This is a genomic window from Candidatus Syntrophocurvum alkaliphilum (assembly GCF_009734445.1).
Taxonomy (GTDB): Bacteria; Bacillota; Syntrophomonadia; order Syntrophomonadales; family Syntrophomonadaceae; genus Syntrophocurvum; species Syntrophocurvum alkaliphilum.
Map to the genome: position 1 here is coordinate 2,226,869 of NZ_CP046457.1, position 25,582 is coordinate 2,252,450.

30 protein-coding genes, 5 tRNA genes and 1 other annotated feature are annotated in these 25,582 nt (G+C 36.1%); all 35 genes read left to right on the forward strand.

The genetic code is table 11. The features are described from left to right. Positions 1–147: 147 nt before the first annotated feature. The 35 genes from rlmB to rpsQ all read left to right on the forward strand — a co-directional run bounded on the left by rlmB (position 148) and on the right by rpsQ (position 25,572). On the forward strand, positions 148–915 hold the full coding sequence (rlmB, locus tag SYNTR_RS10745) for a 23S rRNA (guanosine(2251)-2'-O)-methyltransferase RlmB (RefSeq protein ID WP_156204508.1): 768 nt from the start codon (positions 148–150) through the stop codon (positions 913–915). After that, positions 893–1,405, forward strand: a complete 513-nt coding sequence (locus tag SYNTR_RS10750) for an NYN domain-containing protein (protein ID WP_156204509.1) — start codon at positions 893–895, stop codon at positions 1,403–1,405. The genes rlmB and SYNTR_RS10750 overlap by 23 nt, the downstream gene beginning before the upstream one ends. 229 nt (positions 1,406–1,634) lie before the next feature. Further along, positions 1,635–2,285: an RNA polymerase sporulation sigma factor SigH gene (gene sigH, locus SYNTR_RS10755; RefSeq protein WP_156204510.1), complete on the forward strand. Its 651-nt coding sequence runs from the start codon at positions 1,635–1,637 to the stop codon at positions 2,283–2,285. A gap of 64 nt (positions 2,286–2,349) precedes the next feature. After that, positions 2,350–2,424: transfer RNA gene (locus tag SYNTR_RS10760), tRNA-Thr, on the forward strand. A gap of 6 nt (positions 2,425–2,430) precedes the next feature. After that, positions 2,431–2,515: transfer RNA gene (locus tag SYNTR_RS10765), tRNA-Tyr, on the forward strand. 6 nt (positions 2,516–2,521) lie between these two features. After that, positions 2,522–2,597, forward strand: a tRNA-Met gene (locus SYNTR_RS10770). Positions 2,598–2,616: 19 nt separating this feature from the next. Then, a tRNA-Thr gene (locus SYNTR_RS10775) sits at positions 2,617–2,692 on the forward strand. A gap of 3 nt (positions 2,693–2,695) precedes the next feature. Continuing rightward, positions 2,696–2,772 (forward strand) — tRNA-Met (locus SYNTR_RS10780). Positions 2,773–2,904: 132 nt separating this feature from the next. Next, positions 2,905–4,107 (forward strand): elongation factor Tu, encoded by a 1,203-nt coding sequence (gene tuf, locus SYNTR_RS10785; protein ID WP_156204511.1) that lies wholly within the window; start codon positions 2,905–2,907, stop codon positions 4,105–4,107. A gap of 150 nt (positions 4,108–4,257) precedes the next feature. Next, entirely contained in the window at positions 4,258–4,407 is a 150-nt protein-coding gene (gene rpmG / locus SYNTR_RS10790) for a 50S ribosomal protein L33 (RefSeq protein WP_156204512.1), read from the forward strand. Between the two features lie 19 nt (positions 4,408–4,426). Then, positions 4,427–4,669 carry a preprotein translocase subunit SecE gene (secE, locus tag SYNTR_RS10795; protein WP_156204513.1) on the forward strand — a complete coding sequence of 81 codons (243 nt, stop codon included), beginning with the start codon at positions 4,427–4,429 and terminating at the stop codon, positions 4,667–4,669. Positions 4,670–4,693: 24 nt separating this feature from the next. Beyond that, complete coding sequence (gene nusG, locus SYNTR_RS10800) at positions 4,694–5,287, forward strand: transcription termination/antitermination protein NusG (RefSeq protein WP_156204514.1); 594 nt, start codon at positions 4,694–4,696, stop codon at positions 5,285–5,287. Positions 5,288–5,303: 16 nt separating this feature from the next. Beyond that, on the forward strand, positions 5,304–5,729 hold the full coding sequence (gene rplK, locus SYNTR_RS10805; RefSeq protein WP_156204515.1) for a 50S ribosomal protein L11: 426 nt from the start codon (positions 5,304–5,306) through the stop codon (positions 5,727–5,729). Positions 5,730–5,777: 48 nt separating this feature from the next. Further along, complete coding sequence (gene rplA / locus SYNTR_RS10810; protein WP_156204516.1) at positions 5,778–6,479, forward strand: 50S ribosomal protein L1; 702 nt, start codon at positions 5,778–5,780, stop codon at positions 6,477–6,479. A 20-nt stretch (positions 6,480–6,499) separates the two neighbouring features. Further along, positions 6,500–6,653, forward strand: a sequence feature (ribosomal protein L10 leader region). Positions 6,654–6,693: 40 nt separating this feature from the next. After that, positions 6,694–7,218 (forward strand): 50S ribosomal protein L10, encoded by a 525-nt coding sequence (gene rplJ, locus SYNTR_RS10815; RefSeq protein ID WP_156204517.1) that lies wholly within the window; start codon positions 6,694–6,696, stop codon positions 7,216–7,218. A gap of 37 nt (positions 7,219–7,255) precedes the next feature. After that, a complete protein-coding gene (gene rplL, locus SYNTR_RS10820) occupies positions 7,256–7,633 on the forward strand; it encodes a 50S ribosomal protein L7/L12 (RefSeq protein ID WP_156204518.1) in 378 nt (125 codons plus the stop codon). Between the two features lie 372 nt (positions 7,634–8,005). Continuing rightward, entirely contained in the window at positions 8,006–8,335 is a 330-nt protein-coding gene (locus SYNTR_RS10825) for a hypothetical protein (protein ID WP_156204519.1), read from the forward strand. Between the two features lie 181 nt (positions 8,336–8,516). Further along, positions 8,517–11,933, forward strand: coding sequence for a DNA-directed RNA polymerase subunit beta (gene rpoB / locus SYNTR_RS10830; RefSeq protein WP_156204520.1), 3,417 nt, complete (start codon positions 8,517–8,519; stop codon positions 11,931–11,933). A 46-nt stretch (positions 11,934–11,979) separates the two neighbouring features. Beyond that, on the forward strand, positions 11,980–15,507 hold the full coding sequence (gene rpoC / locus SYNTR_RS10835) for a DNA-directed RNA polymerase subunit beta' (protein ID WP_156204521.1): 3,528 nt from the start codon (positions 11,980–11,982) through the stop codon (positions 15,505–15,507). 334 nt (positions 15,508–15,841) lie between these two features. Beyond that, positions 15,842–16,093: a ribosomal L7Ae/L30e/S12e/Gadd45 family protein gene (locus SYNTR_RS10840; RefSeq protein ID WP_156204522.1), complete on the forward strand. Its 252-nt coding sequence runs from the start codon at positions 15,842–15,844 to the stop codon at positions 16,091–16,093. Positions 16,094–16,114: 21 nt separating this feature from the next. Continuing rightward, positions 16,115–16,492 carry a 30S ribosomal protein S12 gene (rpsL, locus tag SYNTR_RS10845; protein ID WP_156204523.1) on the forward strand — a complete coding sequence of 126 codons (378 nt, stop codon included), beginning with the start codon at positions 16,115–16,117 and terminating at the stop codon, positions 16,490–16,492. 14 nt (positions 16,493–16,506) lie between these two features. Further along, the gene (gene rpsG / locus SYNTR_RS10850; protein ID WP_156204524.1) at positions 16,507–16,977 is read left to right on the forward strand and encodes a 30S ribosomal protein S7; all 471 of its coding nucleotides are present in this window, start codon (positions 16,507–16,509) and stop codon (positions 16,975–16,977) included. A gap of 38 nt (positions 16,978–17,015) precedes the next feature. After that, positions 17,016–19,100: an elongation factor G gene (gene fusA, locus SYNTR_RS10855; protein WP_156204525.1), complete on the forward strand. Its 2,085-nt coding sequence runs from the start codon at positions 17,016–17,018 to the stop codon at positions 19,098–19,100. Positions 19,101–19,128: 28 nt separating this feature from the next. Beyond that, positions 19,129–20,331: an elongation factor Tu gene (gene tuf / locus SYNTR_RS10860; RefSeq protein ID WP_156204511.1), complete on the forward strand. Its 1,203-nt coding sequence runs from the start codon at positions 19,129–19,131 to the stop codon at positions 20,329–20,331. Positions 20,332–20,452: 121 nt separating this feature from the next. Further along, positions 20,453–20,764 carry a 30S ribosomal protein S10 gene (gene rpsJ / locus SYNTR_RS10865; RefSeq protein ID WP_156204526.1) on the forward strand — a complete coding sequence of 104 codons (312 nt, stop codon included), beginning with the start codon at positions 20,453–20,455 and terminating at the stop codon, positions 20,762–20,764. Between the two features lie 140 nt (positions 20,765–20,904). Continuing rightward, the gene (gene rplC / locus SYNTR_RS10870) at positions 20,905–21,531 is read left to right on the forward strand and encodes a 50S ribosomal protein L3 (protein ID WP_156204773.1); all 627 of its coding nucleotides are present in this window, start codon (positions 20,905–20,907) and stop codon (positions 21,529–21,531) included. 25 nt (positions 21,532–21,556) lie between these two features. Continuing rightward, positions 21,557–22,180 (forward strand): 50S ribosomal protein L4, encoded by a 624-nt coding sequence (gene rplD, locus SYNTR_RS10875; protein WP_156204527.1) that lies wholly within the window; start codon positions 21,557–21,559, stop codon positions 22,178–22,180. Continuing rightward, entirely contained in the window at positions 22,181–22,468 is a 288-nt protein-coding gene (gene rplW / locus SYNTR_RS10880) for a 50S ribosomal protein L23 (RefSeq protein ID WP_156204528.1), read from the forward strand. Between the two features lie 40 nt (positions 22,469–22,508). After that, positions 22,509–23,333, forward strand: coding sequence for a 50S ribosomal protein L2 (rplB, locus tag SYNTR_RS10885; protein ID WP_156204529.1), 825 nt, complete (start codon positions 22,509–22,511; stop codon positions 23,331–23,333). Positions 23,334–23,346: 13 nt separating this feature from the next. Then, positions 23,347–23,631, forward strand: a complete 285-nt coding sequence (rpsS, locus tag SYNTR_RS10890) for a 30S ribosomal protein S19 (protein ID WP_156204530.1) — start codon at positions 23,347–23,349, stop codon at positions 23,629–23,631. 16 nt (positions 23,632–23,647) lie between these two features. Next, complete coding sequence (gene rplV, locus SYNTR_RS10895; protein WP_156204531.1) at positions 23,648–23,989, forward strand: 50S ribosomal protein L22; 342 nt, start codon at positions 23,648–23,650, stop codon at positions 23,987–23,989. Next, on the forward strand, positions 23,989–24,663 hold the full coding sequence (rpsC, locus tag SYNTR_RS10900; RefSeq protein WP_156204532.1) for a 30S ribosomal protein S3: 675 nt from the start codon (positions 23,989–23,991) through the stop codon (positions 24,661–24,663). The genes rplV and rpsC overlap by 1 nt, the downstream gene beginning before the upstream one ends. Next, positions 24,663–25,097 (forward strand): 50S ribosomal protein L16, encoded by a 435-nt coding sequence (rplP, locus tag SYNTR_RS10905; protein WP_156204533.1) that lies wholly within the window; start codon positions 24,663–24,665, stop codon positions 25,095–25,097. The genes rpsC and rplP overlap by 1 nt, the downstream gene beginning before the upstream one ends. Next, positions 25,087–25,287 carry a 50S ribosomal protein L29 gene (gene rpmC / locus SYNTR_RS10910; protein ID WP_156204534.1) on the forward strand — a complete coding sequence of 67 codons (201 nt, stop codon included), beginning with the start codon at positions 25,087–25,089 and terminating at the stop codon, positions 25,285–25,287. Before rplP ends, rpmC begins: the two co-directional genes overlap by 11 nt. Before the next feature lie 72 nt (positions 25,288–25,359). Continuing rightward, positions 25,360–25,572, forward strand: coding sequence for a 30S ribosomal protein S17 (gene rpsQ, locus SYNTR_RS10915; protein WP_478210249.1), 213 nt, complete (start codon positions 25,360–25,362; stop codon positions 25,570–25,572). Positions 25,573–25,582 lie beyond the last annotated feature (10 nt).

The following is a 25,582-nucleotide window of genomic DNA, read 5'->3' on the forward strand; positions in this document are numbered from 1 at the left end:
TCATTTTAGATAATAAGTGCTAAGCTAAAATGGAGGTAAAGACCGATGAGTGGCGTGATAAACATTTTGCTCAGCCGATTCCATATCTAAGTTTAGCTTTTTTGCAGTGAAATCATAATTAAAAATTAAATAGTGTAGGAGGCTTTTATGAAGGAAAAGATTGCTGGTGTTAATAGCATCATGGAAGCAATTAAAGGTGGTAGAAAGATACATAAAATATATATACAAAACGGTCGAGCGGGGAAAAAAATAGAAGACTTAATTAACTTGGCGCAAAAGAGGGGAATTTATATTCAAACTGTTGAAAAACAACGTCTTGATCAGATGTATACGATAACTAATCACCAAGGTGTTGTAGCCCAAGTTGAAAATTATGAGTATTCAGAAATTGAAGAGGTTTTAGAAAAAGCCGCCCTAAAAGGTGAAAAACCGTTTATAATAATATTAGATAGTATTGAAGATCCTCAAAATCTAGGATCAATAATTAGAACGGCTGAATGTGCCGGAGTACATGGTATAGTAATACCGCGTCATAACTCAGCTGAAGTTACTAGCGCTGTATCTAAAGCATCGTCTGGAGCAGTTGAACATATACATATAGTTCGCGAAAAAAATTTAGTGAACATTATAAAATATTTAAAAGAGCAGGGGATGTGGATTATTGGTGCAGATATGTCCGCATCAGATAACTTTTTTCAAACAGACATTCCTACACCGGCAACAATAGTTATAGGATCTGAAGGCAAGGGTATAAGGCGTCTTATTAAGGAAAACTGTGATATGCTTGTGAAAATTCCTATGAAAGGCAAAATAAACTCTTTAAACGCATCTATAGCTGCTGCTTTATTAGTGTTTGAAGTAGTGCGGCAAGATGAGAAAAATGAGGAAATAAATGAAAGCAGTACTAATAGTTGATGGTTATAATATAATAAACTCATGGTCAGAGTTAAACGAATTAAAAAACTCAGCATTAGAATTAGCTAGAGAAAAACTAATTGACATAATGATTAATTATGCTGGTTACTTAAATTATAAAATTTATATTGTATTTGATGGGCAAAGCAATAAGGGGCAAGAAAAAGTTTATTATTCCTCAGAAGTTGAAGTAGTATTTTCTAATTCAGAAGAGACAGCTGATGATATAATTGAGAGGATGGTATTTAATAAAAACTGGCCAGATGAAATGCCAGTTTTTGTAGCTACATCAGATTGGGCTGAACAAACAATGATTTTTTCTAAGGGTGCTTATAGAATATCTGCGTTAGAATTAAAAAAACAAATTGAACGAATAAACCATGAAATTAAATCTCATATAGCAAAAAATATTAATGGATGGAGGATAGATACAGTTATATCGTCAGATGTACTAGACAAGCTTGAAAAAATTAGAAGAAATGAAAAATAGTTCATTATAACTACCTAAAACTTTCTTAGTTTTACGCTGTTATAAGATTCAAAAAAACATAGTTTTTGGAAGGAAATATATTTTGTAAAGAATAAATTGGACAAGATAGGAAAATGAAGGAGTTTTATTAATCGTTACACATCTTGACGACCTATGTAACAGTAGCTATAATTAACTATGTTAACAGACAGCGGAATGATATTATAATAATTTATATGGAGGCGATTGAATGCCAAATTCCATCGCTGCAAAACAAATCTATCTTGTATATGTCGAAATGTCTGATGAAGAAATAGTTGAACTAGCGCAGCAAGGTGATCAGTATGCAATAGAATATTTAGTTGATAAATATAAAAACTTTGTTAGAGCAAAAGCTAGATCTTATTTTCTTATCGGTGCTGATAAAGAAGACATTATTCAAGAAGGCATGATAGGTCTTTTTAAGGCAATTCGTGATTATAAGGTGGACAAACTTACCTCATTTAGAGCGTTTGCAGAGTTGTGTATTACTAGACAAATCATTACAGCAATAAAAACTGCGACTCGCCAAAAACATATTCCACTTAACTCATATGTATCATTAAATAAACCTATCTATGATGAAGAATCTGATAGAACATTAATGGATATACTTTCTACTAATAAAATTACTAATCCTGAAGAAATAATTATTAGTAGAGAAGAATTTGTGTTCATTGAAAAAAAGATGGGTGAGATACTAAGTTCACTAGAGTGGAAAGTACTTATGGCGTATTTGGAAGGTAAGTCTTACCAAGAAATTGCTGTTGAATTAAAAAGGCATGTTAAGTCTATTGATAATGCCTTACAAAGAGTAAAAAGGAAGCTTGAAAAGTACTTAGAAGATAGAAATGAGATTTAGTACAAATTAACTTTAATTTGCTATTGACTTTAATTAATCTAGGGTTTAGAATATTACTTGCTGAGCCGAGCTAGCTCAAAGGTAGAGCAGCTGATTTGTAATCAGCAGGTTGCGGGTTCAAGTCCTGTGCTCGGCTCCATATTACGGAGGGATACCCAAGCGGCCAAAGGGGGCAGACTGTAAATCTGTTGGCTCAGCCTTCGAAGGTTCGAATCCTTCTCCCTCCACCATTTCGTCGCGGGATGGAGCAGTTGGTAGCTCGTCGGGCTCATAACCCGAAGGTTGCCGGTTCAAGTCCGGCTCCCGCAACCATTTTATTTTCTGGATAATTGCCCATATAGCTCAGCCGGCAGAGCGTATCCTTGGTAAGGATAAGGTCACCGGTTCAAGTCCGGTTATGGGCTCCATGTGGCGGCGTAGCTCAGTTGGCTAGAGCATACGGTTCATACCCGTAGTGTCAGGGGTTCAAATCCCTTCGCCGCTACCATAAATAAAAAATAATTAAGGAGTGGGAATTTATCTCACTCCTTTTATTTTTATGCAATATTGGGTAGAATAATAAAGTATAATGAAAACTAACATCAATTCTTTAACAAGAAAGGGGAAAGGTGAGTAGAAAATGGCAAAGGAAAAATTTGAAAGAACGAAACCTCATCTTAATGTTGGAACAATAGGTCACGTAGACCATGGAAAGACTACCTTAACAGCAGCAATAACCTTGTGTTTGTCATCAGAAGGTGGGGCAGTAGCAGCATCATATGATTCAATTGATAAGGCACCAGAAGAAAGAGAAAGAGGAATAACCATCAACACAGCTCATGTTGAATATCAAACAGAAGGAAGACACTATGCGCACGTTGACTGTCCAGGTCATGCTGACTACATAAAAAACATGATAACCGGAGCAGCACAAATGGATGGTTCCATATTAGTGGTATCCTCATCAGATGGACCAATGCCACAAACTAGAGAACATATTCTCTTATCAAATCAGGTAGGAGTAGAAAATATAGTAGTATTCATGAACAAAGTAGACATGGTAGATGATGAAGAGTTACTAGAACTAGTAGAAATGGAAATAAGAGAACTACTAAGTGAATACGATTTTCCTGGAGACGATATACCAATAATAAAAGGTTCAGCTCTAAAAGCATTAGAATGTGGATGTGGAACAAGAGAGTGTGATTGGTGTAGCAAGATATGGGAACTAATGGATGCAGTAGATGACTACATTCCATTACCAGAAAGAGCAACAGACAAACCATTCCTAATGCCAATAGAAGATGTATTCACAATAACAGGAAGAGGAACAGTAACAACCGGAAGAGTAGAAAGAGGAACCATAAAAACTGGAGAAGAAGTAGAAATCATAGGAATGCAAGAAGAAATCAGAAAAACAGTATGTACTGGAGTAGAAATGTTTAGAAAGCTTCTTGACTATGCAGAAGCAGGGGATAACATAGGAACACTACTAAGAGGAGTAGACAGAAAAGAAGTAGAAAGAGGACAAGTACTAGCAAAGCCAGGAAGCATCAAACCATTAATCGAATTTGATGCTGAGGTATATGTACTAACCAAAGAAGAGGGAGGAAGACATACTCCGTTTTTCAGTGGATACAGACCACAATTCTACTTTAGAACAACAGACGTAACAGGAATATGTGAATTACCTGAGGGAGTAGAAATGGTAATGCCAGGAGACAACATTCAAATGGCAATAAGCCTAATAACCCCAATAGCAATTGAAGAAGGACTAAGATTTGCTATTAGAGAAGGTGGAAGAACTGTTGGAGCCGGTGTTGTAACTGGAATTAAAGAATAAGACTTGTTAGCCTATATTTTATAATATTGACAACTTATAGATGTATAGCAGGGACCAAATCTCTGCTATACTCTGATATTCTATTGACATAAATCATGGCATTGTGATAGAGTATTGTAGGATTTTTGTGCTGAGGATGGAGGTGTAGGCGTGAGAGTTGGGGTAACACTAGCTTGTTCAGATTGTAAGCAACGTAATTACACAACAGTTAAGAACAAGAAGACCATGACAGAAAAGGTAGAATTAAAAAAGTATTGTAGATTTTGCAATACACATACTGTTCATAAAGAGATTAAGTAAACACTGGGGATGTGAAAAAGTGGCCAAAAATAATGCTTCAGCAAAAGAAGAAAAAAACATTCAATCAAGGTTTAGTTGGTTAAAAGAATTTTTAATTAATGTATATAGTGAACTAAAGAAAGTTCACTGGCCCGGAAGACCACAAATAATAGGATATACTGGTGTAGTTTTATTTGCTGTTACACTAGTTGCTATTATAATATGGTTATTTGACATGGGGCTTTCATTTGTGTTAGAGAGACTATTTAATGCATTTGCATAATTGGAGGAGGTGGTTCCAGTTAATATGAAGGAGCCATTAGAAAACACAAATACCAATTTAGAAAGAGAAAAAGATTTAACACGAGCTAGAAAAGGTGACTGGTATGTAGTTCATACATATTCAGGTTATGAAAATAAAATAAAAGTCGACCTAACAAAAAGGGTTGAGTCAATGAACATGCAGGATAAAATTTTTGATGTGATAGTGCCTGAGGAGCAAGAAGTTGAGTATAAAGCTGGTAAGCGCAAGGTTACCAATAAAAGAGTTTTTCCTGGTTATGTTATTGTTAATATGATTATGGATGAAGAATCTTGGTATGTTGTAAGACATACTCCGGGAATTACTGGTTTTGTTGGAAGTGGAACTAAGCCAATACCATTGCAGCAAGACGAAGTGGATAAAATTTTAGAACAAATGGGATTGCTTGAGAAAAAGCCTAAGAAAGTTATCGATGTTGATATAGGTGATAACATAAGAGTTAAAAGTGGACCATTTGCTAATTTTGAAGGTGTTGTTAAAGAAATACTTGCTGATAGAGGTAAGGTTCGTGTTAATATATCCATGTTTGGTAGGGATACCCCTGTAGAATTGGATTATGAACAATTAGATAAACTATAAAGGGAGGTGGAACATAATGGCAAAAAGAGTTATGGGAAAGATTTCACTACAAATAGCTGCAGGAAAAGCAACACCAGCTCCACCTGTAGGGCCAGCTCTTGGACAATATGGTGTAAACATAATGGGATTTTGTAAAGAATACAATGCCAAAACAGCTAATCAAGCTGGATATATTGTACCGGTTGAAATTACCGTGTATGAAGATAGATCTTTTTCTTTTATAGTAAAATCACCACCTGCATCTGATTTACTTAAAAAACTAGCTAATGTAGAAAAAGGCTCTGGTGAGCCCAATGTTAATAAAGTAGCTAAGATAAGTCGTGATAAGCTAAAAGAAATAGCAGAAATGAAAAAAGAAGACCTTAATGCAGCAGACCTAAATGCAGCTATCAGAATGATAGAAGGTACTGCAAGAAGTATGGGTATAGAAGTAGTTGAGTAAAAAAATGTGGGAGGATTTAAATCCGCCTAAACCACAGGAGGGAACAAAATGAAAAAAGGAAAATCATACGTAGAATCAGCAAAAAAAGTAGAGCGTAACAAACAATATGAATCTGCTGAAGCCTTAGAGTTAGTGAAGGAAACAGCTAGAGCTAAGTTTGATGAAACTGTTGAAGTTCACATAAAGCTTGGGGTAGATCCAAGACATGCAGATCAACAAGTGAGAGGAACTGTTAGTCTACCACATGGAACAGGTAAAACCCGCCGTGTTCTTGTTTTTGCTAAGGGAGACAAGGCTCAAGAAGCAGAAGCAGCTGGTGCTGATTATGTAGGAGCAGAAGATTTAGCAGAAAAAATTCAAAATGGTTGGTTCGAATTTGATGTTGCTGTAGCGTCCCCTGACATGATGTCAGTAGTGGGTAAGCTAGGAAAAATACTAGGGCCTAGAGGATTAATGCCAAATCCAAAAGCTGGTACAGTAACCCCTGATATTGAGCGTACAGTAAATGAACTTAAAGCTGGTAGAATAGAGTTTAGAGTAGACAGAACTTCTATAGTTCATGCTCCAATAGGAAAAGCATCATTTGATGTTGAAAAGCTACAAGAAAATCTTAATGTTTTAGCTGATGCTTTAATAAAAGCTAAACCTGCTGCTGCCAAAGGTCAATATATGCGATCTGTTACTATATGTACAACAATGGGGCCAGGAATAAAGATTAACCCCCTTGTATTGATGGCAGCAAATAAGTAAAATAGTATATATTAACAACATAAAATTGAAAATTGAAACTGTAGAAAGCCGGTGGCTATAAGCCTTAAAGAATTAGATTCACCTGCCGAGGTTTATTAGATAATTTGCATTAAACAACAACTAATGCACTTCTAACCTCTGCGGGCTAATCTGCAGAGGTTTTTTGATACTAAAAAACCTCATGATTTCCCGAAAAAGGGGGTGACATAAAACGATGTCCAAAATTGAAGAAAAACAAAAACTAGTAAAAGAAATAGAACAAAAGATTAAGGATTCAAAATTGGTTGTTTTTACTGATTTTAGAGGGCTTAATGTTGACGAAGTTTCTGAACTTAGGAACAAATTAAGGGTTCCAGGTGTTGAATATAAAGTGTTAAAAAACACCATGGTTAGATTTGCGCTTCAAAATAATGGCCAGGAAGACATAGCTGAGAAAATTGTAGGCCCAAATGCAATTCTCTTTAGTGAAGAGGACCCAGTTGGCCCGGCAAAAACATTATTTGAATTTGCAAAAACACATAAAAACCTTGAAGTTAAACTAGGGATTTTGGAAGGTCAGATGGTTGAAGCAAATAAAGTAAAAGAATTAGCTGACCTACCTTCAAGAGAAGTTCTTGTTGCTCAAGTGCTTGGCACAATGCAAGCACCTATTACAGGATTTGTTAATGTTCTAAATGCGAATATTACTGGGCTAGTTAGAGCATTAGATCAAATAAAAGATCAAAAAGAGGCATGTTAATAAATTTTAAAGTTATTTAATAAGGAGGCAATTTTAAATGAGTAAAGTACAAGAAGTTATCGATATTGTAAAGGATCTTACGGTTTTAGAATTATCTGAATTAGTAAAGGCACTAGAAGATGAGTTTGGTGTAAGTGCAGCAGCACCTATGGCAGTAGCAGCAGGACCAGTAGCTGGTGGAGAAGCAGAAGCTGCTGAAGAGCAAACTGAATTTGATGTCATCTTAGAATCACCTGGAGATAAGAAAATTAATGTTATCAAAGTAGTTAGAGAAATAACTGGTCTTGGATTAAAAGAAGCTAAAGCTTTAGTTGATGAAGCACCAAACCCGGTAAAAGAAAAAATCGGTAAAGAAGAAGCTGAAGAAATTAAAGGTAAAATCGAAGAAGCTGGCGGAAAAATCGAACTTAAATAAGTTGCATAAAAAAGGGTGTGTACACACCCTTTTTTTAATTTTGAATTTTGATTCCACTGCAAAAAGCTAAACTTAGAGTATGGAATCGGCTGAGCAAACATGTTTATCATGCCACTCATCGGTCTTTACCTCCATTTTAGCTTAGCACTTATTATCTAAGATGATTTTTTATTTATACTTAGCCGTGATCTATGCACCACGCCTTGCTATTCGGGGTTAGATAAACATGTTTGCTCAGCCTTAAGTTTGTTGTAGTTACTTTTTACAGCAGAATCAGAATTAAAAATTTAAAATTAATCAAAAACAGTTTAATTAACTACTAAAATTTAGTATTATATATAAAGTTAGGTTTAATTAAATGAAAAGAGGGAAATGATGTTAGTAGTACATAAATCTGTAGTTTTTCTATTAGCTTTAGTTATGGTTGCCGTGTTTCCAAAGCAAGCTCTTGCGACTAATGAGACAAGTAGCTTTTTAGATACCTTAAGTCAAAACATAACAAATGTGTTTGATGGACTATATAGATTTATGGTTAGTGAACCGTTTCTCGCTAGTGGAATAATATTTTTTGTAAGTTTCATAATTATACTTTTATTTTTATACCGTAAAATGCTGTCAGTAGAAAGATTAATAGATGAGTATTATTCACTAGAGCAAACAGAAGAAAACAAAAACTCTGACGAAGAAAAAAATGGAGAATAACAAAAAAACAAAACATTTCTTGACATCAGAAAATGGTTGTGGTAACATTAATAATTGCCATTGTGTTACAGTGTCAGTTTAGTTAATATAGTTTTTAGGAGAGCGGTACATTAAAGCGAGGTTTAGGATTTAGGCCTTGCTTTTCACTCTTTTGGGAATTAATTAAAGGGGTGGATAATTGATGGCGTACATACAAAAATTTGGTCGAGTTGAAAGATTGAGTTATTCAAGGATTAATGAGGTTATTGGACTTCCTAATCTAATTCAAGTTCAACTTAACTCATTTCAATGGTTTTTGGATAATGGACTTCGAGAGGCGATTAACGAAGTTTTTCCAATTACTGATTTCACAGGAAACCTACAATTAGATTTTATTAACTATTCATTTGGTGAACCCAAATACGAAATCCATGAATGTAAAGAAAGGGATGTCAGTTACCAAGCGCCCTTAAAACTAAAAGTTAGATTAACTGATAAAGATAGTGGAGAATTAAAAGAAAATGAAGTTTATTTGGGCGACCTTCCACTCATGACCGATAAGGGCACGTTTATTATAAACGGAGCAGAAAGGGTAGTAGTAAGCCAATTAGTAAAATCACCAGGAGTGTACTTCAGTGATCGTTTAGATGTTGCAGGAAACATTTTATATGGCGCTACTGTTATACCTAATCGAGGGGCTTGGTTTGAGCTCGAAATGGATAGTGCAGGGATTATATATACCCGAATAGATAAAACTAGGAAAATACCTGTAACAGTGCTTTTAAGAGCTATAGGATATGAAACAAACGAGCAAATATTAGAGCTCTATAATAATGATGAAACTATCTCAAAAACATTAGATAAAGACCCAACAACAAATAAAAAAGAAGCACTAATTGAATTTTATAGGCGATTAAGGCCTGGTGAAATGGCCACTGAGGATGCTGCTGAACAGCTATTAAATAATCTGTTTTTTGATCCTAGAAGATATGACATGGCTACTGTAGGTCGCTACAAAATAAATAAAAAACTTGATCTGGATATACCAGTAGAAACCAGACATTTAACCCTTGATGATATGACAGGTACAATTGGATATATTCTTAAACTAATTAACGGTGAAGGTAAAACAGATATAATCGACCACTTAGGTAATAGGAGGCTTCGTTCTATTGGTGAACTATTGCAAAATCAATTTAGAACGGGACTAGTTAGAATGGAAAGAGTTGTAAGGGAAAGAATGAGTATTCATGATGTAGAAAGCCTTACTCCTCAAGCACTTATAAACATAAGACCTATTACTGCTGCTGTGAAAGAGTTTTTTGGTAGTTCACAGTTATCTCAATTTATGGATCAAACTAATCCATTAGCTGAGCTAACGCATAAAAGGCGCCTAAGTGCACTGGGGCCAGGCGGATTGACACGCGAAAGAGCTGGCTTCCAAGTTAGAGATGTTCACCACTCCCATTATGGTCGTATATGTCCAATTGAAACACCGGAAGGTCCGAATATTGGGCTTATAGGATCCTTGGCAACATATGCGAGAGTTAATGATTTTGGGTTTATTGAAACCCCATATAGAAAGGTGAATAAAGAAACAGGAGTAGTAACTGATGAAATAGTATATCTTTCAGCGGATGAAGAAGAAGATTATGTTGTTGCACAGGCAAACTCACCCATTGATGAAAATGGGAAATTTAAAACAGACAGAGTAGAAACTCGTTTTGCTGAAGAAACATTAGAGGTGCCTATAGACAGGGTAGATTATATGGACGTATCACCCAAGCAGGTGTTTAGTGTTGCTACTTCATTAATTCCATTTTTGGAAAATGATGATGCTAACCGTGCGTTGATGGGTGCTAATATGCAAAGACAAGCTGTACCAGTAATAAAAACAGAATCCCCTATTGTTGGAACTGGTCTTGAATATAAGGCGGCCAAGGATTCGGGTTCGGTACTTTTAGCTAAAAGATCTGGTGTTGTGAAAAATATTAGTGCAGACAAAATTGTTATAGAGGCAGATACTGGACAAATAGATACCTATAACTTATTAAAATTTGTACGTTCAAACCAAGGTACTTGCTATAATCAACGTCCGATTGTTAAGTTAGGAGAACATATAGAAGAAAATGAAATCATTGCTGACGGTCCTAGTACTGATAATGGAGAATTAGCTTTAGGACGAAACGTTCTAGTAGCCTTTATGCCTTGGGAAGGTTATAACTATGAGGATGCTATATTAATTTCAGAAAAACTTGTTAAAGACGATGTTTTTACTTCTATTCATATTGAGGAATATGAGTGTGAAGCTAGAGATACTAAACTAGGCCCAGAAGAAATCACTCGTGATATACCAAATGTTTCTGAAGATATGTTGAAAAATCTTGACGAACAAGGAGTAATTAGAGTAGGGGCTGAAGTAAGGCCAGATGATATATTAGTTGGCAAAGTTACCCCTAAAGGGGAAACCGAGCTTACCCCTGAAGAAAGGCTTCTTCGAGCAATTTTTGGTGAAAAAGCTAGAGAAGTAAGAGATTCGTCGTTACGTGTTCCACATGGAGAAGGTGGGAAAATTGTTGCAGTTAAAAGATTTTCACGAGACAAGGGTGATGAATTACCCCCAGGGGTAAATCAACTTGTAAGAGTATATATAGCACAAAAACGAAAAATATCTGAAGGGGACAAAATGGCAGGTCGACATGGTAATAAAGGAGTTATTTCACGGATACTGCCAGAAGAAGATATGCCGTTTTTAGAAGATGGCACACCGGTAGAAATCGTTTTAAACCCACTAGGAGTTCCATCACGAATGAACATTGGACAAATATTAGAATGTCATATGGGGTGGGCGGCTAAAACTTTAGGCATAAATATTGCTACACCAGTATTTGATGGTGCTGATGAAAATGATATATTTGAAAAATTCAAAGAGGCAGGACGGCCAGAAAGCGGAAAAGCCGTGTTATATGATGGTAGAACTGGTGAACGATTTGATAATGAAATTACGATTGGATATGTGTATATGCTTAAATTAGCACACTTAGTTGATGATAAGATACACGCTAGGTCAATAGGTCCATATTCACTAGTTACTCAACAACCACTAGGGGGCAAAGCTCAATTTGGTGGGCAGAGATTTGGAGAAATGGAAGTATGGGCTTTAGAGGCGTATGGAGCTTCATATACACTACAGGAAATATTAACTGTTAAATCAGACGATGTAGTAGGGAGACTTAAAACTTACGAGTCAATTGTAAAAGGTGACAATATTCCTGAACCAGGAGTTCCTGAAGGATTCAAGGTTTTAATTAAAGAGTTACAAAGTTTGGCTCTTGATGTAAAAATGTTAGCAGGGGATGATCAAGAAATCCACATTAAAGATGTAGATTTAGAGGTTGATGAAAAAGAAAAAGCTAAAGAGCTTGGTCTTGAGTTACCTGATGCAATTCCTCAATCTAATGATGATATTAAGAAAATGGATACGGATGAAGAAAGCTTAGAAGACGATGACGAAGAAGAAGGTTTTGATGATGTTATAAACATAGAGCAGGATGAAGAAGTGGTTGATATTAATAGTGACCCTGATGATCCTGGTGACGATGATGACATATTAGTTTAACTAGGGAGAATAAGGTCTAGTAATCTTCTGGAAGGGAGAGAATGCTTTGTTAGATATTAATAATTTTGAGCGCATAAAAATATCCTTAGCTTCTCCAGAACAAATTCGCTCATGGAGTAGTGGTGAGGTAAAAAAGCCTGAGACGATAAATTATCGTACACTAAGACCCGAAAAAGAAGGCTTGTTTTGTGAAAAGATTTTTGGTCCAGTTAAAGATTGGGAATGTCACTGTGGAAAATACAAAAGGGTGCGCCATAAAGGCATAGTTTGTGATCGTTGTGGTGTAGAAGTAACTACTTCTAAAGTAAGAAGAGAACGTATGGGTCACATTGAATTAGCTGCACCAGTATGTCACATATGGTACCTAAAAGGTATTCCAAGCCGCATGGGATTACTTATGGACATGTCTCCCAAGGTGCTAGAAAAAGTAATTTATTTTGTTAATTACATTGTACTTGATCCTGGAGATACACCTTTACTTAAGAAGCAACTTCTTAGTGAAAGGGAGTATAGGGATCATAAGGAGCGCTATGGTGAAACCTTTACGGTTGGCATAGGAGCTGAAGCAATTAGAGCAATTTTAGAAGACATAGATTTAGAAAAGCTATCAGTTGATTTAAAGCAAGAAATATCATCAACAACCGGGCAGAGAAAAAGCAGAGCTATAAAAAGGCTCGAAGTAGTTGAAGCCTTTAGATTATCTGATAATAACCCTAAGTGGATGATTATGGATGTACTACCCGTAATTCCACCGGAATTAAGGCCCATGGTTCAGTTAGATGGTGGTAGGTTTGCTACATCTGACTTAAACGATTTATATCGCAGGGTTATAAATAGAAACAATCGACTAAAAAGATTATTAGATTTAGGTGCTCCAGATATAATTGTTAGAAATGAAAAAAGAATGCTACAGGAAGCAGTAGATGCTTTAGTGGATAATGGTAGAAGAGGTAGACCTGTTACTGGTCCTGGCAATCGTCCACTTAAATCATTAAGTGATATGCTAAAAGGTAAACAGGGGCGTTTCCGTCAAAACCTTTTAGGGAAACGTGTTGATTACTCAGGAAGATCAGTTATAGTAATTGGTCCAAAGCTAGACATGCATCAATGTGGGCTTCCCAAGGAGATGGCACTAGAGTTATTTAAGCCATTTGTAATGAAAAAACTTGTAGATAAAGCAATAGCATCTAATATTAAAAGTGCTAAAAAGATGGTTGAAAGAGGACGAGAGGAAGTATGGGACATTCTAGAGGATGTTATTAAAGAACACCCTGTACTATTAAACCGTGCTCCAACACTACACCGTTTGGGAATACAAAGTTTTGAACCAGTATTGGTTGAGGGGCGTGCTTTACAGATACATCCATTAGTATGTACAGCATACAATGCTGACTTTGATGGTGACCAAATGGCTGTTCATGTACCTTTATCAGCTGAAGCACAAACAGAGGCAAGATTACTTATGCTTTCAAGCTGTAACATTCTAAATCCTAAAGACGGAAAGCCAGTAGTTACTCCTACTCAAGATATGGTTATAGGGTTATACTATTTGAACTATATGAGTGATGAAGAAGCAAACAAAAAAAATCCTAAGTCCTATAGTAGCCCAGAAGAAACTCAAATGGCTCATGAATTAGGGCATATTAAGCTACAAGAAAAAATAAAGGTTAAGATACCTGCTAGCAAGGGTGGGTCAAATGATCTTGTAGAGACAACAGTTGGGAGAATAATATTTAACGATGTTATACCAGATAGCTTAGGATATTTCAATCAAATGATAGACAAGAAAAAACTAGGTGATATTATTTATGAATCCTATCGGTTTGAAGGTAATGCTAAAACAGCCCAAATGCTTGATGGTCTCAAAAGATTAGGGTATAAATACTCCACTAAAGGTGGCATAACTGTTGGGGTAACAGATTTTGAAACCCCAGAAACTAAATGGACTATTTTAGAAGAAGCAGACAAAATAGTTGATGATATACAATTTGATTATCAAGCAGGTCTGATAACAGATGAAGAACGTCATAATCAAGTAGTTGAGATATGGAACAATGCTACAGATGAAATAACTGATGAACTAAAAAAGTATCTAAGCAAAGAAAACCCAGTATATATGATGGCTACATCAGGTGCGCGTGGTAACTTCCAACAGATAAGACAATTAGCAGGTATGCGTGGACTAATGGCGGATCCATCAGGGAAAATTATAGATCTTCCAATAAAAGCAAACTTCCGTGAAGGCTTGACTGTACTAGATTATTTTATATCAACACATGGTGCAAGAAAAGGTCTTGCAGATACAGCCTTACGCACAGCAGACTCAGGTTACTTAACTAGAAGACTTGTTGATGTATCACAAGATGTTATAGTAAGGGAAGAAGATTGCGAATCAGTTGAAGGAATATGGGTAGAAAAAATAACTGAAGGCTCACAACTAATAGAACCTCTTCATCAAAGATTAGTTGGTAGAGTATCTATTGATACAATATTGCACCCTGAAACTGGTGAAGTAATAGTTTCAGAAAATGAAATGATTGATGATTATACAGCTAATCTAATAGAAAAATTGGGTATAGAAAAGTCTAAAATTAGAAGTGTATTAACATGTAAAACTAAACATGGTGTATGTAAAAAATGTTATGGTAGAAATCTAGCGACTGGGTATAACGTTGAAATAGGAGAAGCGGTTGGTATAATAGCGGCTCAGTCAATAGGTGAGCCCGGAACACAGTTGACTATGAGAACTTTCCATACAGGTGGTGTAGCCGGTGATGATATAACTCGAGGCTTGCCACGCGTTGAAGAATTGTTTGAAGTTAGAAAGCCTAAAGGTCAAGCAATAGTTGCCGAAGTATCAGGTGTTGTTAGGTTTGGTGAAAACAAAGGTAGGCGCGAAGTAGAAGTATTAGATGATAATGGTGAGATTTTAGGAGCATTTCCTGTGCCATATGGTTCTAGATTAAAAGTCCAAGAGGGTGACTATGTAGAAATGGGAGATGCCTTAACTGAAGGCCCATTAAATCCACATGATATTTTAAAAACTAAAGGATTGCAGGATGTGCAAAGATACTTATTACAAGAAGTTCAAAAAGTGTATCGTTCCCAAGGTGTTGATATTAGTGACAAACATATAGAAATAATGATAAGGCAAATGCTAAAGAAAGTTAAAGTTGAGGATGCAGGTGAAACATCAGTATTGCCAGGTGCGTTTATTGATATTTCAACATTTGAGGAAGAAAACTTAGAGACAATTTCTCAGAACAAGTTGCCTGCAGTTTGTAGTCCAATGCTATTAGGAATAACAAAAGCATCACTAAACACAGACTCGTTCTTATCAGCTGCTTCGTTCCAAGAAACAACTAAAGTTCTTACGGAGGCTGCTATAAAAGGCAAAGTTGATGATCTGATAGGTTTAAAGGAAAACGTAATTATTGGAAAACTTATTCCTGCAGGTACAGGATACTCCCGATATAAAAAGGTTGATATTATTGACGAAGAGGAGTCAGATTCTAGTTTAGAAGAAGTAGTTGAAAATTCTGAAATAATCGAATTAGTAGGCTCAACAGAATAAGACCGTGTAATCTTGTTATTAATTAAGATTTATAAAAGGAAAGCCAAAGCTTTCCTTCTTAAATATATAAAAAAGGAAACGTAAGTTTTCCGATTTCATAGCCTTAGTTTTGCTTTTTGCAGAAACCAGAATTCATAAATTAAAATAATTACTGATTAATAATAAAAAAAAATAACTATATTACTTAAAAATATGGTAACAAAACAAAAAATATTATATTTATTTAGGTAAAAAAATTGACTCCATTCTAGAATAGGTGATAAAATGTTTAGGTGCGTAATCAGCAACCCATAAAACAAAAGGGGCCTATAATTTAGAGGAGGGTTATAAACAGTTGTCACTTGACGAAATACGAAATTGTAATAGCAAAGTAATAGGAACAAAACAGGTGAAAAAAGCTATTACAAAAGGATTAACTAAAAAAGTTTATATCGCTAGTGATGCTGAACCTCATATAATTAACTCATTAGTAGAAACATGTAAAGCCCACCAAACAAATTACGAAATGGTGGAAAAAATGGAATTACTAGGTAGTGCTTGTGGTATTGATGTAGGTTCTGCTACAGTAGCATTACTTTATGATTAATTCGGGGAAGGAGGTGCAGATATGCCAACGATTAATCAATTAATTAGAAAAGGACGCAAGGAAATAACACAGAAATCAAACGCACCAGCCCTAAAAAGCTGTCCACAGAAACGTGGGGTATGTACCCGTGTTTATACTACAACCCCTAAAAAACCAAACTCTGCATTGCGTAAAATAGCAAGGGTAAGGTTAACTAATGGTATAGAAGCAACAGCTTATATTCCAGGAATAGGCCACAACCTACAAGAACACTCTGTTGTACTTATTAGAGGTGGTAGGGTAAAGGACTTACCTGGTGTTAGATACCATATTGTTAGAGGATCACTTGATACAGCGGGTGTACAAGATCGCAATCAAGGAAGATCAAAATATGGAACTAAAAGACCAAAGAAAAAATAGGAGGGAGGAGCGATATGCCTAGAAAAGGGCCCGTTCCCAAGCGACAAATATTACCAGATCCCATATACAACAGTAAAGTTTTTACAAAGCTAGTAAACCAAATAATGTGGGATGGCAAAAAAAGCATAGCAGAAAAAATTTGTTATGGTGCTTTTGAAATAGTTGAAAAAAAATCAGGAAAAGACCCTATGGAAGTTTTTGAAGAAGCAATGAAAAATATTACTCCAATAGTCGAAGTAAAAGCAAGAAGAGTGGGTGGAGCAAACTATCAAGTTCCTGTTGAGGTAAGGCCTGATAGAAAGCAAACTCTAGCAATTAGATGGCTAGTTGATTATTGCCGCAAACGTGGTGAAAAAACAATGGCTGAACGGCTAGCAGGAGAAATACTTGATGCAGCAAATAGCAGTGGTTCTGCTGTTAAGAAAAAAGAAGATACACATAAAATGGCGGAAGCAAACAAAGCCTTCGCTCATTACCGCTGGTAAGGTAAGCCAGTAGATTTAAACTGCCAAGGAGTGGTGATATGGCCAGTAACAGTGACCTTAAAGCCATAAGGAACATTGGAATAATGGCTCATATTGATGCAGGTAAGACTACTACTACTGAAAGAATATTGTACTATTCAGGTAGAGTTCATCGTATGGGTGAGGTAGATAGTGGGACTGCTACTATGGATTGGATGATGCAAGAGCAGGAGAGGGGCATAACCATAACTTCTGCTGCTACTACTTGTTATTGGAACAATTATAACATTAACATTATCGACACACCTGGCCATGTGGACTTTACAGTTGAAGTGGAAAGATCCTTGAGAATTTTAGATGGAGCTATTGCAATTTTTTGTGCAGTTGCAGGTGTGCAGCCTCAGTCAGAAACGGTCTGGAGGCAAGCTGATCGATATAATGTTCCTAGGATAGCCTATATAAACAAAATGGATCGTATAGGTGCTGATTTTTTTAATGTTGTTAAAATGATAAATGAAACACTAGGCAGTGTGGCAATGCCAATACAACTTCCTATAGGAGCCGAAGCTTCTTTCGAGGGAGTTATTGATATTATAAATCTAAAGGCTTACATCTATGAAGACGAAATTGGTGAAAAATATACAACTAGAGATTTAAGCTCATCTGAGTATGAATTAGCTTTAGAATATAGAAACCAATTACTTGAAAAGCTATCTGAGTATAATGACGATATACTAGAAAAATATATAGAAGGTCATGATATATCAACAGAAGAAATAAACAGTTCTTTACGAAACTTAACAATTGCTAACGAAATAGTTCCTGTATTATGTGGCTCTTCATTTCGCAACAAGGGTGTTCAAATGCTACTAGACGCAGTAGTAGATTATTTACCTTCACCATTGGATGTGAAAGGAATAAAAGGTATTGACCCCAAAACTGAAGAGGAAGTTATTGTTAAAGCAGATGTTGATTCTTCTTTTTCAGCCTTAGCTTTTAAAATTGCTGTTGACACATATGTGGGTAAACTTACCTATATCAGAATATATTCTGGAAAAATAAAAATTGGCTCATATGTGTTAAATTGTACTAAGGCCAAAAAAGAAAGAATAACCAAACTGCTGAAAATGCATTCTAACCACAGAGAAGAAGTAGATACTGCCTATGCTGGTGATATAGTAGCGGTAGTTGGTCTTAAAGAAACTATTACTGGTGAAACAATTTGTGATGAAAAAAATAGTGTTCTTCTTGAATCCATGAATTTTCCTCAACCAGTAATTGATGTAGCAATTGAACCAAAAACTAAAGCCGACCAAGATAAGATCGGCGAAAGCTTACGACGTTTAGGTGAAGAAGATCCTACTTTTTATACACGCTCTGATTCAGAAACTGGACAGACAATTATCTCTGGAATGGGTGAACTACATTTAGAAATAATAATTGATCGACTATTAAGGGAATTTAAAGTGAATGCCAATATAGGAAAACCACAGGTTGCATATAAAGAAACAATCAAAAACACGAAAAAGGCTGAGGCTGTTTTTGAAAAGCAAGCTGGTGGTAGGGGACAATATGGGCATGTAGTTTTGCAAATTACACCTTTAGAAGAAGGACAAGGGATAAAGTTTTATGACAAAACATCTCAAGGTGTTATACCTAAGGAGTTTATAAGCAGTATAGAAATTGGAGTTAAAGAAGCTCTTCAGGCTGGGATATTAGCTGGATATCCTGTTGATGATATAGAGGCTAGACTGATAGGAGGTTCATTTCATGAAGTGGATTCCTCTGAACAAGCATTTAAAATTGCTGCTAGTATGGCAGTAAAGGAGGGGTTGCAAAAGGCTAAATCAGTACTTCTAGAGCCAATAATGGATATTGAAATAATAACCCCTGAGGATTATATGGGAGATATAATTGCAGACTTAAACTCACGCAGGGGAAGAATACTTGGTTTTGAAGAAGGAAAGGATTTAAGAATTGTTAAAGGCACAGTACCATTAGCTGAAACATTTGGATATGCAACAGCCTTAAGGTCAGCTAGCCAAGGCAGAGCAACATTTTCAATGCAGCTTAGACAATACGCAGAAGTACCAGAAGCTAAAGGTAAAGAAATAATAGCAAAACGATATGGATTACCCGTTTAATGTTAAATAGAAAGGAAAGGTGAATAAAATGGCAAAGGAAAAATTTGAAAGAACGAAACCTCATCTTAATGTTGGAACAATAGGTCACGTAGACCATGGAAAGACTACCTTAACAGCAGCAATAACCTTGTGTTTGTCATCAGAAGGTGGGGCAGTAGCAGCATCATATGATTCAATTGATAAGGCACCAGAAGAAAGAGAAAGAGGAATAACCATCAACACAGCTCATGTTGAATATCAAACAGAAGGAAGACACTATGCGCACGTTGACTGTCCAGGTCATGCTGACTACATAAAAAACATGATAACCGGAGCAGCACAAATGGATGGTTCCATATTAGTGGTATCCTCATCAGATGGACCAATGCCACAAACTAGAGAACATATTCTCTTATCAAATCAGGTAGGAGTAGAAAATATAGTAGTATTCATGAACAAAGTAGACATGGTAGATGATGAAGAGTTACTAGAACTAGTAGAAATGGAAATAAGAGAACTACTAAGTGAATACGATTTTCCTGGAGACGATATACCAATAATAAAAGGTTCAGCTCTAAAAGCATTAGAATGTGGATGTGGAACAAGAGAGTGTGATTGGTGTAGCAAGATATGGGAACTAATGGATGCAGTAGATGACTACATTCCATTACCAGAAAGAGCAACAGACAAACCATTCCTAATGCCAATAGAAGATGTATTCACAATAACAGGAAGAGGAACAGTAACAACCGGAAGAGTAGAAAGAGGAACCATAAAAACTGGAGAAGAAGTAGAAATCATAGGAATGCAAGAAGAAATCAGAAAAACAGTATGTACTGGAGTAGAAATGTTTAGAAAGCTTCTTGACTATGCAGAAGCAGGGGATAACATAGGAACACTACTAAGAGGAGTAGACAGAAAAGAAGTAGAAAGAGGACAAGTACTAGCAAAGCCAGGAAGCATCAAACCATTAATCGAATTTGATGCTGAGGTATATGTACTAACCAAAGAAGAGGGAGGAAGACATACTCCGTTTTTCAGTGGATACAGACCACAATTCTACTTTAGAACAACAGACGTAACAGGAATATGTGAATTACCTGAGGGAGTAGAAATGGTAATGCCAGGAGACAACATTCAAATGGCAATAAGCCTAATAACCCCAATAGCAATTGAAGAAGGACTAAGATTTGCTATTAGAGAAGGTGGAAGAACTGTTGGAGCCGGTGTTGTAACTGGAATTAAAGAATAAGACTGAGTGCGTGTTATCATAGGGCGCAAAAAATGCAAAGAAGGATTGGGACTAATCCTTCTTTGCAAAACACTTGGAAGCGTGTTATATATTAAGCCAGTCTAAGGAGGTAAAGTTTAGAGTGAGTGCTCAACAAAAAGTTAGAATAAGATTAAAGGCATTTGACCATAAACTATTAGACCAATCTACCCAAAAAATTGTTGATACAGCTAAAAAAAATGGTGCTAAAGTTTCTGGTCCAATTCCGCTCCCAACTAAAAAAAGCATATATACAATATTAAGATCACCACATGTAAACAAAGACTCAAGAGAACAATTTGAAATGAGAACCCATAAGCGTTTAATTGATATACTAGATCCAAATCCCAAGACTATAGATGCTCTAATGCACCTGGATTTACCCTCGGGTGTTGACATTGAGATAAAGTTATAGATTGGGGAAAAGTGCCAAGAGATTAGTGGGTTATATAATAATCTCAGAGCAAAAAACAAAGACCCTAAGGTGATGTTGGATTTCCCACTTCCAACCTCTCGCTTTGAGAACACAACTAGGAGGTATATAGGGTGGCAAACATAGATAAGGCAATATTAGGCATAAAAATAGGAATGACTCAAATATTTGATGATGAAGCAAAGGCTGTGCCGGTAACAGTAGTTGAAGCTGGACCGTGTGTTGTTCTTCAAAAGAAAAAAGTTGAGTCTGATGGATATAACGCAATACAAGTTGGATTTATGCCAATTAAAGAAAAATCAGTGAACAAACCAGAAAAAGGTCATTTCAAAAAGGCTAATACCAAACCACTACGTTATGTGAAGGAATTTCGTGTGGATAATGTTGATGATTATGAAATAGGACAAGAGTTAAATGTTGATGTTTTTAATGAAGGAGATATGGTTGATGTAGTAGGAACATCTAAAGGAAAAGGGTTTGCAGGAAGTATAAAAAGACATAATTTTGCTAGAGGAACAATGACCCATGGCTCTCATTTTCACAGAGGACCTGGTTCACTTGCAGCAAAAGGTCCTGCAAAAGTTTTTAAAGGAAGAAAGCTTCCAGGTAGACTAGGAGGCGATAGGGTTACTGTTCAAGCATTAAAAATTGTTAAAGTTTATTCAGATAGAAAATTAATTTTAATAAAAGGTGCAATACCAGGGCCCAAAAGAGGTCTAGTTATCATAAAGAATACTGTTAAAGCATAGCTAATATGCGAAGGAGGTTAGAAAGATGCCTAAAGTTGCAATATATGATATGAACGGGGCCCAAGTTGGAGATATTGAGCTAAATGACAGTGTTTTTGGAATAGAGCCAAATGAAGCCGTTCTACATGACTTTATAAAAATGCAGCTTGCAAATAAAAGGGTAGGAACTGCATCTACCAAAACAAGGGCAGAGGTAAGAGGTGGCGGACGAAAGCCGTGGAGACAAAAAGGAACTGGACGTGCACGCGTAGGGAGTGCCCGGAATCCTATATGGACTGGTGGTGGCATAGTATTTGGACCTAAGCCTAGAGATTATTCATATAAGCTTCCTAAGAAAGTAAGACGTTTAGCCATGAAGTCTGCACTTTCAATCAAGGTGAAAGAAAACATGATTATCATAGTAGACGAATTAAAGTTTGATGAACCCAAAACAAAAAAAATGATACAAACATTAGAGTCTCTTAAAGCTAGTAATAAGACATTATTAGTAACTGCAGATAATGATGCAAATGTTTATAAATCAGCCCGCAATATACCAGGGGTAAAATCACTTAAAGCAGATTATATTAATGTATTTGATTTACTAAAACATGATACTTTACTCATCACCAAGGATGCAGTGAACAGAGTAGAGGAGGTGTTTGCCTAAATGAAGGATTACCGCGATATTATTATTAAGCCTGTAATTTCAGAGAGATCAATGGATCTTTTAAATGAAGACAAGTATACATTTATAGTTGACAAAAAAGCTAACAAATCCGAAATAAAAACTGCAATTGAGAAAATATTTAAGGTAAGAGTAGAAAAAGTACGTACAATAAATGTGAAAGGCAAACCCAAACGCATGGGAAGATTTGAAGGTAAAAAACCTGATCGTAAAAAAGCCATAGTAACACTAAAATCGGGTGACAAAATTAGAATTTTTGAAGGTATGTAAGAGAGTTTCACCTTTGCTGTAAGGAGGGAAAAACAAAGAAATGGCTATAAAAAAATACAGACCTATAACCCCAAGTAGAAGACATATGACCACATTAAGTTATGACGAAATAACTAAGACTGAACCTGAAAAGAGTCTTACAGCACCTTTAAAGAGTAAAGCTGGTAGAAATGTTAACGGTCGTATAACAGTTAGACATCGTGGTGGCGGTCATAAACGTCTTTATCGCATTATAGATTTTAAACGGATTAAAGATGATGTTCCTGCTAAAGTAGCAGCTATTGAATATGATCCAAATCGTTCAGCAAATATAGCATTATTACATTATGCTGACGGTGCTAAAGCATATATAATTGCACCAAATAATCTAAAGGTAGGCGAATTTGTAGTTTCAGGTTCAGGTGCGGATATTAAAGTAGGAAATACATTACCCTTAAAAGATATACCCACTGGTTCGCTTATACACAACATAGAGCTAAGACCTGGTAAAGGTGGTCAAATAGCAAGATCAGCTGGTGCAGCTGCACAGTTAATGGCTAAAGAAGGAAAATACGCACATGTAAGACTACCTTCAGGAGAAGTAAGATTAATACTTACTACATGTAGAGCTACTATAGGTCAAGTTGGGAATTTAGAATATGAAAACCAAACCATTGGTAAAGCTGGAAAATCACGCTGGTTAGGTAAGAGACCAACAGTTAGAGGATCAGTTATGAACCCTGCTGACCATCCACATGGTGGTGGTGAAGGTAGAGCACCAGTTGGTAGAAAATATCCAGTATCACCATGGGGTAAAATTGCTATAGGTGGTAAAACTCGTAGAAAAAAACCATCTGATAACATGATAGTGCGGAAACGCAAATAAAGGAGGTCTTTAAATGGGTAGGTCACTAAAAAAAGGACCTTATTGTGAGGAAAAGCTTCTAAAAAGAATAGACGAAATTAATGAAACAGGTAAGAAAAAAGTTTTGAAAACTTGGTCAAGACGTTCAACTGTTATGCCCCAAATGATAGGTCACACAATAGCAGTACATGATGGCCGCAAACATATACCAGTATATATAACTGAAGATATGGTAGGAATGAAATTAGGCGAATTTGCTCCTACGCGCACTTATAGAGGCCATGCAGATAAATCTGAAAAAGCGAGTAGAGCAAAGTAGAAAGGAGGAAAAGTACATGGAAGCTAGAGCTGTTGCCCGATATATGCGGATATCTCCTTTTAAAGCTCGCCAAGTAGCTGACTTAGTTAGAGGTAAAGATATTAATGAAGCAATAGGAATACTTAGATATACAAACAAAAGGTCCGCTCCTGTAATAGGAAAAGTACTCAAATCAGCGATGGCTAACGCAGAGCATAATTATGATATGGATACAGAGGAACTTTACGTATCAGAAATTTATATAGATGAAGGCCCTACTATTAAAAGAATGAGGCCCAGGGCTTATGGAAGAGCTGATATTAGACGTCATAGAACCAGCCATATTACTGTTGTGCTGAGTGAAAGGGAGGTTAAATAGTGGGTCAAAAGGTTCATCCAAAAGGTTTTAGAATTGGAGTTATACGTGGTTGGGATTCAAATTGGTATGCAGATAGGGATTATACTGATCTTTTACATGAAGATTATAAAATAAGAAATTATGTAAAAGACCGTTTTTATACAGCCGGTATCTCCAAAGTACAAATTGAAAGAACAGGCAACAGAATACGTTTAACTATTCATACCGCAAAGCCTGGGATAGTTATTGGCCGCGGAGGAAAAGAAGTAGAACAACTGAAATCTGATTTAGCCAAGTTAACAGGCAAAAATATAAATATTAATATTCAAGAAATAAAAAAACCAGAATTAGATGCGCAGATCGTTGCAGAAAATATTGCACAGCAAATTGAAAAAAGAATATCTTTCCGTAGAGCACTAAGACAATCGGTAGGCAGAACTATGAGAGTTGGAGCCCAAGGCATTAGAGTTGCCATTTCAGGAAGATTAGGTGGTGCAGAAATAGCTAGAACTGAATGGTATGCAGAAGGAAAAGTGCCACTTCACACTTTAAGAGCTGATATAGATTATGGTTTTGCTGAAGCAGACACTACTTATGGAAAGATAGGAATTAAGGTATGGATTAATCGTGGGGAGATAGTACCTATGCCTAAGCAAAAACCAACAGAGAAACAAGCGGAGGAGGCAGATAAATAATGCTTACCCCAAAAAGAATAAAATACAGAAGACAACACCGTCCTAGCCTTAAAGGAAAAGCAAATAAAGGTAATGCTGTTACGTATGGTGACTATGGTCTTCAAGCAGTAGGACCAGCTTGGATTACTAATAGACAAATAGAAGCAGCGCGTATAGCAATTACGAGACATGTTAAAAGGGGCGGAAAAGTTTGGATAAAAATATTTCCTGACCGCCCAATTACAGCAAAACCTGCAGAAACGCGTATGGGTAAAGGAAAAGGAACTCCAGAACATTGGATAGCAGTAGTAAAGCCAGGTAGAGTTATGTTTGAACTAGCCGGAGTAAGTGAAGAATTAGCACGTGAAGCAATGAGGTTAGCCTCACACAAGCTTCCAGTAAAGTGCAAATTCGTAAAAAGAGAAGAAATGGGTGGTGAGGTCAGTGAAAGCTAAACAAGCTAGGGAATTAACCGATGACGAATTAAGAAAAAAGGTTTCGGATTATAAAGAAGAGCTATTTAATCTTCGCTTTCAACTGGCTACAGGACAGTTAGATAATCCAATGAGAATTAGAGATGTTAAGAAAAGTATTGCTAGATGCAAAACTATATTACGTCAAAGAGAACTTGCAAGACAGCAGTAACATATAAAAGGAGGTCTAAGGGTGGCCGAAAATATAAGAAAGATTAGGCAGGGCACTGTTACTAGTGACAAAATGGATAAAACTATAACTGTAAGTGTTGAAACTACAAAAAAACATCCATTATATAAAAAGACTATAAGAACAAATAAAAAATTTAAGGCTCATGATGAAAATAATGAAGCTAAAATTGGCGATATAGTAAAAATCATAGAAACACGCCCCTTGAGCAAAGACAAAAGATGGAATTTAATAGAAATAGTTCGTAAAGCCAAGACATTACAATAGTTTGGTTTGC